The sequence below is a fragment of the Citrobacter sp. MGH110 genome (genome assembly GCF_001037515.1).
Classification (GTDB): domain Bacteria; phylum Pseudomonadota; class Gammaproteobacteria; order Enterobacterales; family Enterobacteriaceae; genus Citrobacter; species Citrobacter portucalensis.
In genome coordinates, this window is record NZ_KQ089830.1 from 1472455 (window position 1) to 1483750 (window position 11296).

Sequence of the window (11296 nt, forward strand, 5' to 3'; positions counted from 1 at the left end):
ATGCTCTCAACCCTTTTTCATCGATCCGCAGCTTCGGCTGCGGATTTTACCCATTTGCGCCAGTCGAGCGTCGAACTACGCAATGTGATTAAACAGTATGACGCTCACACCGTCCTTAACGGCGTTAGCCTGGCGGTTGAACCCGGTGAAGTGGTGACTATTCTGGGGCCTTCCGGCTCAGGAAAATCCACTCTTATACGTCTTATCAACCAGCTTGAGTCGCTCAGCGGTGGCGAAATCTTCATTGATGGTAAACCGATTAGCCAGTTGCGCGGGGCGGCGTTACGCCAGCTACGTAGCCGTATCGGTTTCGTATTTCAGCAATTCAATCTCTATTCGCACCTGACTGCGCAGCAGAACATCGCACTGGCGCTGGAATACGTTCACGGCTGGAACAAGACGGAAGCGGATCGTCGGGCACTTGAGTTGCTGGAAAAAGTGGGACTGGCGGAAAAAGCCAACGCCTATGCCGCGCAGTTGTCCGGTGGGCAGCAGCAGCGCGTGGCCATCGCCCGCGCACTGGCCTCGTCGCCACAAATTATTCTGTTTGATGAGCCCACTTCCGCGCTGGATCCGGAAATGATCGGCGAGGTATTACAGGTAATGAAAAATTTGGCCCACAGCGGTATCACTATGATCGTCGTGACCCACGAAATGCATTTTGCCCGCGAAATTGCCGATCGGGTGGTTTTCATCGATGGTGGCGATATTCTGGAAGTGGCCGCGCCGGAGGATTTTTTCGTCCGACCACAGCACCCGAGAACCCAGCGTTTCCTGAAAAAAGTGCTCGACCCGTTACACCAGGAGTCATCGTCATAATGCATGCAATGGACTGGCAGGGAGTGCTGAGCGGGCAACCCCTGCAATGGATAATTTCCGGTTTTCTCACCACGCTCTGGGTGACGCTGGCAGGTATCGTGCTCGCCACGCTCATTGCCATCTCACTGCTCGGCCTGCGCCTGACGGGCAATCGTCTCGCTAAAACGATGGTCGGGGTTTGGGTCTCGGTGTTTCGCAACACGCCTTTACTGGTGCAACTGATGTTCTGGTATTTTGCCGCCTGGAACTGGCTACCCCGTAACGTCATTAGCTTTATCAATGCCGATCATCCATGGTCAATTTTGCCGGGTGATGTCTGGTGGTTAACGCCGGAATTTATCTGTTCAGCATGGGGGTTGGGGGTATTTACCTCAGCATTTTTGGTTGAAGAGATCGCTTCGGGTTTACAGGCTGTTTCTGCCGGACAACGCGAGGCTGCCGTGGCGCAGGGGTTTTCATCCTGGGCGATATTTCGTCACATTCTGCTGCCTCAGGGGCTGGCAAACGCCTGGCAACCGATTGTTGGGCAATATCTCAACCTGATGAAGCTTTCCTCGCTTGCCAGCGGTATTGGATTTGCTGAGCTCACCTACCAGGTACGGCAAATTGAGAGCTACAACGCGCACGCGCTGGAAGCCTTTGCCGTTGGCACCGCACTCTATCTGTTTACCGGCATCGTTCTGGGAATGCTGCTTACGCGTCTTGGCCCGCAGTCTGCGTCGGGTAAATCGTCAAAGATAAGAATGCGCATCTTCAACGTCAGGAGCATACTGCATGATCGCTAATGTTTCGGTCATTACCGACAATCTTGACTATCTCCTGTGGGGACGTGTAGCTGAGGGGCAACCCGGTGGCGTCCTGCTCACTTTGCTGATGGCTATCGGTGCGGCATTGCTGGCGCTGCCTGGCGGGATCGTTCTTGCCTGTTGCGCCTGGCGATTTCCGGGCGCGGTTCGCAACGGATTGTTTTTCTGGGCGGAATTTATTCGCGGCATTCCGCTCATCTTTGTGATTTTCTGGATGTGGTATTTGCTACCCATGCTGACCGGAAGCGATCTGCCCGGTGCCGTTACCGTGACGCTGGCGCTGGCATGGTTCACCGCCGCCTCGGTGATGCACTCGGTGTATGCTGGAATTAGCGCACTGCCTGGCGGGCAGTATGAAGCGGCAGTTGTTCAGGGTTTTCGCCCGGAACAGGTCCTGTGGCTTATCTTGCTGCCGCAGGTGCTGCGTAACGTACTGCCGTCGCTGACAGGGATTTTTATTGGGCTACTGAAGGACACGTCACTGGCGTTTATCGTTAACGTGCCGGAACTCACGACGGTTGCCGGTCAGGTTAACAGCCGGGTGCAAATTTACCCCGCCGCCATTTTTATCTTTACCGGGCTGGTTTATTACCTGCTGTGCTTTAGCCTTGAAAAAATCACCCAGCGCCGATTCGCACTAAAATGACCTCTCGGCTCAACATTCCACTAACTGATGGTCTTCGTTGAGCCGATATTTCACGCCCGCCCGAATGTTATTTTCCCCTTCAACGGCAAGCGCAAAACGCATTCTTTCGCCATCGTGATAAGCCAGCGCCGCACATCCGCCGGGACCAAGAATTATCGAGTCGACAGCACCGGTACTGGCAACAACGGCGTTCTCTCCGCTGGCAATAATGTGGATATTGTCCGCGCAGTTAGCGATTTTCGACTCTGCGCCAAAACAGGCCAGTTGGGTTAAATCACCGCTACTGGCAATCCGATTTCGATCGCCGAGCGAACTGATACGTACGCGCATGCCGGTACTGGCAATACGTGTTCCGTCGCCCACACTGCTGATACGCGCCGAGTTTCCCGCAATCGCTATTCGCCCGCGATCGCCTGAACTGCCGATATGCGTGTTATAGCCTACACTGCCAATCCGTGCGCTGTAACCGGCACAGGCGATCTGCGCAGCATACCCGGCGCTGGCAATTTTTACGTTATCACCCGCACTGCTAAATCGGGCATAATCTTCCGCACTCGCCAACGGACGACTGGTTTCCCCCGCGACTTGCTCACGGGAAATATTCCCCATCGCGTCAATATCCTGCTGAGCAAAACTCGCCTCTTCCCGCCATTTTGACCAGCCGTATTCCACCAGGCTATTTGCCCAATCGGTATACCCTTCCCGCTGGAGCGCGCGATGAACATCGGCATAGCTTCCTCCTGCGGGAAACGCGCGTAGAAACCAGCGATACATGACGGGCCCAACACGCCAGGCCCGTAAGTCACTTCGCGTAATCATCATCGCTTAATGCCGGTGGTAGCCATCCACCATACACTTAAAGGTTTCGCCCGGCGTGCGACCCGTAGTGCAGAGATAAAGATGCCCAAAAATGAAAAACAGACTGACTATTGCCAGCGCAAAGTGCGCCTGAAGCAGCCAGTAACGCACTCCGGGGAACAGATCGCCGACAGCTACCGGGTAAAGCGATAACAATCCAGTGATCAGTAGCAGTGGCAACAAACCATACATCACGCCAACATAGGCCGCCTGCTGTAACGGATTAAATTTAGAGCGAGGTGAGGCCGGAAATGGGTGTGACTCGCCCTGCATAATGCCAAACAGGTAAAAACGAGTTTGTCTTTGCGCACGAGCGATCCAGCCCTGACGTTGAATAATATAGTGATGTCCGTTGCCGCCAATCAGGTTGATCAGCACAAAACCAATCCAGCAGGCAAGTAGCAAAAAGCCACAAACCTCATGAACGGTGAGCAGGCTTTTCATTACCGGTGCGCTAACGGCAGAGAAGTGATTGACCAGGCCACTAACCAAAAGCAACAGAAATAACAGCGCATTCGACCAGTGCCACAGGCGGACAGCCTTCGAATATAAATAGACCTTCTCACCATGCCCTGCCGACGCTTTATGCGCAGCCCGAAAGCGCAGCATGGCGTGAAGCGCCAGCACCAGCCACATTCCCACCAGCATTAACCCGGCAACGACTAACCACACAGGCCAGTAGTCCGGTGAAAACAGGGGAACATACTGTGCAAGTTGGGCGTGAAACTGTTCGGCATTCTGCGACGCGTTCATACATTTTCCTTTTTAATCAAATGTTGACCGAACCGACGATACAGATGGGGTTTCCCGGCGCCTGCAAGTTGATATTCGTAATACTTGTTTTCTCGCAACCAGGTCTGAATTTCCGGGCTATCTTCACGACCGAAAATCAACGCATGTTCCGGGCAAGCGTTAACACAGATCGGAGGGAAACCTTTCGCCAACCGAGATTCAGCGCAGAAGTCGCATTTATCCGCCACTTTGGTTTGCGGGTTGAGATAGCGCACCTGATAAGGACACGCGCCAATACAGTAACTGCAACCAATACAGCAAGACGTATCTACTCGCACAATACCGTTCTCATCTCGCCAGGAGGCACCGGTCGGACACACCTCAATACAAGGTGCATCATCACAATGCTGGCAGGACTGACGGAAGTAGTGATACAGCGTTTCGTTGTCGTTATCGGTTACAGGAATATGAGCGATCGACAAACGGCTGCCCTGGTCAGGTACATGGTTGGTTTTCCGGCATGCACGAACGCAAATATTGCATCCGTTACACAGTGATTCGTCGTGAATCATGACGTAACGAACGGCTTTAGGGCTCCTGGTACTCGCTAACAGATTTTGACCTGGGCCGGTAAAAAAAATCACCGTCCCCATGCCAATGACAAATTTTCGTCGGGTGAAGGACATCGGGTTATCCTCTAATGCTGTGACAGTGGTCGTCCACACATTCCATGACATCAACCTGAAGAATTCAGGGGTTCTGATACTGCTCAAGCTCAAGCCATTCACACAGGCCGTACGCTTTGCCATAACTCATAAAACGTTCGCTGAACAAATAAGGCTCCGCATTTGACGATTCCACAGTACGTATATCTGCGTAATCAGGGTGCGTTTCCATGGCCGTTAGCGCCGCTGTAATTTGTTGGGACTCGAAGCTGTACGGCGGCTGCGTCAACATGGCGACCTTATAGGGGCGAGGATACGTACGGCCGTCGAAGCGTACCGCCTCGGCAATCGCACGGCAGATGTCGTTTTCCACCACCTGCACGCACATGTCGGCGTAGTTTGCCGTCATGGTTTGCGTTGAGTAGAAATAGACATCTTCCGCACCCTGCACACGGGTGATATCCGCGTTATTCGCGTCCTGGCACAGCACATCCAGCAGCGCGGAGAGATCGTCTTCAGGGACCGAATAAGGTGGCTGCAGAAACACGCTGCGCGCTACCAGGTGCCCCGATGCCGAATGCTGGCGGATAAAATCTGCCACAATCGACTCCGGGCTGGCGGCTTCCTGAACCTGCGGCGCAGTCACCTGCTCGACCGGCGGGTGAAACGCCTGTAGCCAGTGTCTCTTTTGGCTATCAACCTCGTCAGGAAGCGCCCCAACGGGTGCCTGAACGTTGCTCACGTTAGTCATCTCGCGTTCCTTACGCTGGCAACAGATCCTGCGCAGCCAAATCGGCTGCCACGTCTTCAAGCCCTAGTCGGTTCAGGGTTTCGCGCGTTGGGCAACCCAACTCGGGATCCCAGCCCATTTCCTGATAGAACATCGTCAGTGACTGACGCATATCCTCTCTGTCCATCTTGTCGGTGCCTTCGGTGAAGACCGGAATTTTCGGGTCTTTATCAAACACCCAGGAGCAGATGAGATCGTGTTCATTACGCATATCTTTGGTTTGCATCAGTTTGACCGTATAGGCACGATGCAGGGTAAAGATGCGTTCAGCGGCCAGGTCCAGACTCGCCTGCGTGGTTTCATCACCGGTGACAGCCTGGAAGAATTTCGCTTCCAGATCCAAATCTCCGCGATAGTTGCGGCTCTTGAGTGGTGAAACCGTCATCGGCCAAACCCAGTTACACAGCGTAACCGCGTTATGCAGGCAGACTTTCAGCAGCGTCCATTTGGCATATTTGATCTTGGCGGCATTGATTGGGGTATAGTTTTTGGTCTCGTCGTAGGCGTCCTGCGACCCAAATAACTCGCCCGCCACTTCGCGCTGTAATTTCAGCGGCAAACCGGAACCGATGAAGTTGATATGGGTGTGCGCCATACAGTCACGGTTAAACATACAGTTGGTGATCGCCCCCACCTGCGCCGAGGCTTCGTTTGCATGATGGACCGGAAAACCAAACGGCGACCACAGTTTATTTTTGGCATAACCCCAGTACTTTTCGCCCAAATCCCAGCGTTCAGCAATGGCATACGAACCGTCCGCAAGATGACTGAGTTCCCCCACGCGATGCGCCAGTCGATAGTAAAAATCTTTGATAAAGTTAGGATCGCCCGCCTCCAGTTGATCCCAACGGATCTCCGCGTACTCTTCGGCTGGCAGCACGCGTTTAAAGACGCCTTTCGAATAACAGTAGGTAAAGTCACGGTGCAGTTGGCCGTAGTTACACCAGATACCGTAATCGTCAAACAGGTTCAGTCCGATCAGGTTCCCTACGACTCGCCCATCGTCTTTATCGTCAAAATCTTTCGGGCCATTGGGGAAAATGGTGGTGTGAACAAAGTTCGCCACGCAGGTGTTGCCGCCGGTACTCGGCACGCCAAAATCCTTCACCCGCGGGACATTGAGCTGCGACATACAACGAATAGGGCATGAATGGCAGCCGCTCATTTTGACCGTGTATTTTTCTGCGGCTGGACCCAGATCGAACACCGATTTATAGGTACGGAAACCCACCGTATTTTGGTTTCCCGGCGGGATTTCACCGGTTTCGATTGGCCCCCCTTCTGCCGCGCCCCAGAAAAGTCCCTTACGGGCTGTCCAGCGCGAGTTTGGCGAAGAGTATTCTGCCCAGGCCTGCGGGGTGCTTGGCACAACGTGGTTGTTGTTGGCGCCGATAAGCTCGGTCATCATGTAGTCATTGAGACGCTTCATCTCTTTACGATCGGCAATGTTGACGCCTTTAGTCCCTTCTACCGCAATGGCCTTCAGGTTTTTCGAACCCATCACCGCACCCGTACCGGCACCGCCGCTGTGGTTGCGGCTGTTGATCATGCAGGACAGTGGCACCAGATTCTCACCCGCCTGCCCAATAGCGGCAACGCAGGTTTCCGGGCTGGTAATCCGACAAATCTCTTCGGTTGTGGCGCGAGTCCCCTTGCCCCACAAGAAATCGGCTTTTTCGATGCTGACTTTATCGTCTTTGATGTTGATCCAGACCGGTGATACGGACTTGCCTTCAATAATAATGGCGTCGTAACCGGCGAATTTCATTTGTGCAGCAAAGAAACCGCCCATATGGGCATCTACGACTAAGTTACCTTTGGTAAACGTCGATAAGGAGGTGATATTGACGCGGGAGCTACAGGGAGCGCCAGACCCCGTTAATGGTCCGGTGGCAAAAACTAGCTTATTCCCTTCATCAAAAGGCATGGTGCCTGGCGGGACTTCGTCGTACATAATTTTATAACCAAAGCCCATCCCACCGACAAATTTTTTAAATTTACTGGAATCTTCAAGGGTGATATTACCCGTGGTGAGATTGACCCGTAAAATATTACCTGTCCAACCATTAGCCATCATGTTTTCCTTTGCAAGAAGGTTTAATAGATATACCCGCCATTCTTCAGGCAGTTTTTTATCCAAAACTGCAGTATTTTTGGCAATTAATGGCGCGAATCAGGTATGCCTGTTATCTATCAAACAGTAATATCTTTCCACTCGATAATTTTTAATGCTCCAGTCGGACAAGCATTGGCGCATTCCCCGCATAACACACATTTTGAGGACTTTTTCGTTTCGGTATTTACGGTCGCCATCATCCACGGGCAGGCTGTGGTACACGCGCTACAGCCAATACAGCGTTTCTGGTCCACCGCAATACAACCGTCTTCCTGTTTCCAGGTAATTGCACCAATTGGGCAGACCTTCATGCACTGCGGATCTTTGCATTGCCGGCAGGTATCAGCGGTATAGTTTAAATCGCCATACAGCCCACCACCGGACCCGACGCCATCATCGCCAAAGAAGAAATTGCGATGGATTTTTATCCGGGAAAAGAAGGTCCCTACGGCACCATCGTTATAATTGGTACAGGATATTTCACAGCGGTGACAGCCCGTACAGCGCGCTCGCTGGGTCACCAGAACCCCTTTCGGCGTATTGATAAGCCCCACGGTCCCACTATCGATATCTTCCTGCTTACAACCAAATAGGGATAACAGCGCGGGGGCAATCGTTAATCCCGCCAGTCCTTTCCCTGATATCCGCAGGAATTCTAGTCGCGTTAAACCACAATCTAAAAATGGACGATCAACCTGGTTCATTTATTTCGCATCCTCTTCGCAAATGCTGTGGTAGCAACACCTCCAGGCTAATTTAAACCAGCGCAGCTCAAGCCATATCGGGCGGTTAATGTTGCCAACAACACGTAAATTTTTGCCCTAACCTGATCGCGTAAATAACGGTGGTTAAACTGAATGAATCTAATCCTTTAGGGTTAGGCGCAGAAATAATGTGGTTATTCAGCATGCATAGTCTTGATCGTCATCAATTAAAAAACGGAAGGGATATAATTAATGCGGAGTGAGATTTATTATCATTAAGAAATAGAGTGAAATAGCAGCCCATTTAAATTACAAATATTTGTGAACCCTCTCCCAAATATAATGCTGTACGACAACCGATATATAAATAAATACATATCGATTTATAGTTCTCTACAACCAATTATTAACGGAGATAAATTATATAGATTGATAGATTAACGTATCGAGAATAAGAGGACGGCAAAAAATTTCTGCGGTCCTCTTTTTATGAATTAACCGGCCAATGCTTTAATTACAGTCTCAATAGCCTGTTTTTCTAACTCACAGCGCTTCACGCGCTGGTTAGCAAGGGTGGTTCTCAGTACTCCCGCAATGACGATATGCTTAGGTTCTTGTCCCAGATCGCGCATTTCCAGCACTACTTTACCGACTACTCTGCACATTTCACGGTACAACTCGTCGTCTTTCGTCTGATTTCCCATTTTTGCCCGCTCGTCATTAACTCAAACCAACAGCATATATCACTCTGAGGATTTAGACAAAATTCAATGAAAATCAAATAAATGTCATCATTCTACTGAATTCTCTGAAGTCGATTAACGAGCTCAGCAAGACTTCCTGCCTGCATTTTTTCCATCACCCGCGCCCGGTGCACTTCAACCGTACGCACGGCAATATTCATGGCATCAGCAATTTCCCGATTCATTAACCCTTTTGCTACCAGATGCGCCAGTTCCCGTTCTTTTGGCGTAAGTTGTTGGTAGCATGAGATGATCTCTTGTCGCGAGAACGCCGCTGCTGAGACCTGCAAGGCATGTTCTAATGCTGCCTGAAGCGGCACGGCTGACACGGGTTTTTGCAAAAAATCGACCGCGCCACGTTTCATTTGCTCAACCGCCATCGGCACGTCGCCGTGCCCGGTGAGAAAGACCACCGCCAGCGTACTTGCTTTCTGACGCATGATTTCATGCACAGCGTGCCCATCCAGTACCGGCATACGCATATCCAGCAGTAGTACGCCCACCTGGTGCAAATTTGCCTCGGCGAGGAATTTCTCGCCTTGCTCCCAGCAAGACACTTCATATCCCAGACTTTCCAATAAAAACGCACAGGCCTGGGTAACAGCAATGTCGTCATCCAGCAGATGAATTATCGCCACTACGGCCTCCTTCCTGATTTGGCTTAAAATACAATGTCACTCTCGCCCCCGCTTTACCGTCCGGGGCCTGCTGATTTTTGATCTCAATATCTCCGTTTGCGTAGCGCACCAGTCGCTGACAAATTGCCAGTCCTAGTCCCATACCTTCTTTACGGGTGGTCATAAACGGCTGAAACGCCTGATACAACTGAGCCTCGTCAATGCCTCCGGCATTATCCTGCACCTGAATACGCACGCCACCATCCTTGTGCAGGGCGCTAAACCATACCGTCGTAGCGCCTGCCTGGGCGGCATTGAGTACCAGATTAGCCAGCACCTGCTCAAGAAGAACGCTTGGCAGCATCAACGTTAACGCCTTGCTAACCTGCGTGTGCAGCGTTACCGCCGGGAATTGCTGGGGCATGCGCAGTAATTGCCAGACGTGATGGATAGCATCGTGAACGTTGATGGCTTGCCAGTCATCGGAGAGTACCGGATTGCCCTGTGCCTGGCTGACCCACTGCCGGAGATTGCGCAGCGTATCGGCTCCTCGTTGTGCCTGGGCGTCTATGTGCTCAAGCGCGGGCAGCAACGGATGCTGCTCATCCTGACCACGCAGGCGAATCAGACAGCCTTGGGCATAATGACGGATAGCAGACAACGGCTGATTGAGTTCATGGGCAAAACCGGAGGTCATCTCCCCCAGCACGCTCATTTGGCGGGCAGTCTCCAGCGCCTGTTCCTGTTTGTGCAACAACACGTTGTTCCGCTCCAGCTGCCTGCCACGTCGGCGAACCAACAGCATCACCCAGATGTAATTGAGCGTAAGCAACAGCAATACGATGACCACGCCCCCCATCGCCAGTCGGTGTTGAATAAACCAGCTTTTGACATCCAGCCACAGCTGACGCTGCTGCGGATGCTGTCGGACGTCGCGCAGCAACGCTTCTACTTCACGGGTCGAGGCGGGCGCGCCCCAGCGAAACGTCGCGTTTTGCGGTGCATTGAACAGTACCCGCGTCACGCGATCGGCCAGCTCGTCACTCACTGCAGGTAGTGCGGCAAATGACCAGTCCGGATAGAGCGGCGTACTGGTTAAACAGGGAATTGAAGTCGGATGATTCAACACGGTCATAAAATCGGTTTTACGGATGAGGCCTTCTTCATCCATTTTTTCCAGCAGGCACACCGGCACGATCACCGCCTGCACGGCTTTTTCACGTAATAAATAGAGTAAGGCATCGGCGGGAAATCCGGTAAACGTCAGACGTAAATCACGTTCAGGGCGCAGACCGGCATCACTGAGCGCTTTATATCCCAGCAAATAGCCACCAAACGCCTGAGCATCAATGGCGCCAACCGTTTTGCCGATCAGATCGTGTGCGGAGGTTATCCCGCTGTCGCGCCTGACGAGAATGGCGCTGCCAATCACGTTACTGGTGGCTTTCCCACCACGGGTGGAGCGTAACGACGCCAGCCAGCGTAGCGCCGAGCGGCTGTTAAGCTGGACAAACTGCGCCGGATTGGTGACCACAAAGTGTACCGTTCCACGATTCACCGCCTCCTGCATCTGCCGCAGGTCCAGCGGTTGAATATGAAACTGCTCACCGGGGATTTGCTGATTCAACAAGGTTTCCAGCGGCTGCCAGTGATTACGTGTAGAAACCTCCCCGCGCATCGCCAAAACGCCAATGTTCCATGTCTGCGCCCTGACCGCGCCGCTTAGCATCCACAGCGACGCCAGCACCGTCAGACATCTTACTACGTTGCGTCCCACTCAATTATCCCTGTCAATTATGT

Annotated in this window: 12 protein-coding genes; 3 read left to right on the plus strand and 9 right to left on the minus strand. The window is 52.3% G+C overall.

The window, feature by feature from the left end; translation table 11 throughout:
- The 3 genes from SK38_RS06970 to SK38_RS06980 are packed head-to-tail and all read left to right on the plus strand — an operon-like array spanning position 1 to position 2271.
- Positions 1–819 (plus strand): amino acid ABC transporter ATP-binding protein, encoded by an 819-nt coding sequence (locus SK38_RS06970; protein WP_048235467.1) that lies wholly within the window; start codon positions 1–3, stop codon positions 817–819.
- Positions 819–1604 carry an amino acid ABC transporter permease gene (locus SK38_RS06975; RefSeq protein WP_048235468.1) on the plus strand — a complete coding sequence of 262 codons (786 nt, stop codon included), beginning with the start codon at positions 819–821 and terminating at the stop codon, positions 1602–1604. Before SK38_RS06970 ends, SK38_RS06975 begins: the two co-directional genes overlap by 1 nt.
- Positions 1594–2271: an amino acid ABC transporter permease gene (locus tag SK38_RS06980; RefSeq protein ID WP_048235469.1), complete on the plus strand. Its 678-nt coding sequence runs from the start codon at positions 1594–1596 to the stop codon at positions 2269–2271. The genes SK38_RS06975 and SK38_RS06980 overlap by 11 nt, the downstream gene beginning before the upstream one ends.
- A 9-nt stretch (positions 2272–2280) precedes the next feature.
- Here the strand turns inward: SK38_RS06980 and ydhT are convergent, their stop codons facing one another.
- The 9 genes from ydhT to ttrS form a co-directional block, all read right to left on the minus strand.
- The gene (gene ydhT / locus SK38_RS06985; RefSeq protein WP_048235470.1) at positions 2281–3093 is read right to left on the minus strand and encodes a protein YdhT; all 813 of its coding nucleotides are present in this window, start codon (positions 3091–3093) and stop codon (positions 2281–2283) included.
- 3 nt (positions 3094–3096) lie between these two features.
- The gene (gene phsC / locus SK38_RS06990; RefSeq protein WP_048235471.1) at positions 3097–3882 is read right to left on the minus strand and encodes a thiosulfate reductase cytochrome B subunit; all 786 of its coding nucleotides are present in this window, start codon (positions 3880–3882) and stop codon (positions 3097–3099) included.
- Positions 3879–4547 carry a 4Fe-4S dicluster domain-containing protein gene (locus SK38_RS06995; RefSeq protein ID WP_048235472.1) on the minus strand — a complete coding sequence of 223 codons (669 nt, stop codon included), beginning with the start codon at positions 4545–4547 and terminating at the stop codon, positions 3879–3881. Before SK38_RS06995 ends, phsC begins: the two co-directional genes overlap by 4 nt.
- Before the next feature lie 64 nt (positions 4548–4611).
- The gene (locus SK38_RS07000) at positions 4612–5277 is read right to left on the minus strand and encodes a YdhW family putative oxidoreductase system protein (protein WP_048235473.1); all 666 of its coding nucleotides are present in this window, start codon (positions 5275–5277) and stop codon (positions 4612–4614) included.
- 10 nt (positions 5278–5287) lie between these two features.
- Entirely contained in the window at positions 5288–7390 is a 2103-nt protein-coding gene (locus SK38_RS07005) for an aldehyde ferredoxin oxidoreductase (protein ID WP_048235474.1), read from the minus strand.
- 119 nt (positions 7391–7509) lie between these two features.
- On the minus strand, positions 7510–8136 hold the full coding sequence (locus SK38_RS07010; RefSeq protein ID WP_048235475.1) for a ferredoxin-like protein: 627 nt from the start codon (positions 8134–8136) through the stop codon (positions 7510–7512).
- A gap of 494 nt (positions 8137–8630) precedes the next feature.
- Complete coding sequence (gene fumD / locus SK38_RS07015) at positions 8631–8840, minus strand: fumarate hydratase FumD (protein ID WP_048235476.1); 210 nt, start codon at positions 8838–8840, stop codon at positions 8631–8633.
- A 92-nt stretch (positions 8841–8932) separates the two neighbouring features.
- A complete protein-coding gene (gene ttrR, locus SK38_RS07020) occupies positions 8933–9517 on the minus strand; it encodes a tetrathionate respiration response regulator TtrR (protein ID WP_000974596.1) in 585 nt (194 codons plus the stop codon).
- Positions 9492–11225 carry a tetrathionate respiration histidine kinase TtrS gene (gene ttrS / locus SK38_RS07025; protein ID WP_153753987.1) on the minus strand — a complete coding sequence of 578 codons (1734 nt, stop codon included), beginning with the start codon at positions 11223–11225 and terminating at the stop codon, positions 9492–9494. The genes ttrR and ttrS overlap by 26 nt, the downstream gene beginning before the upstream one ends.
- Between the last annotated feature and the right edge of the window lie 71 nt (positions 11226–11296).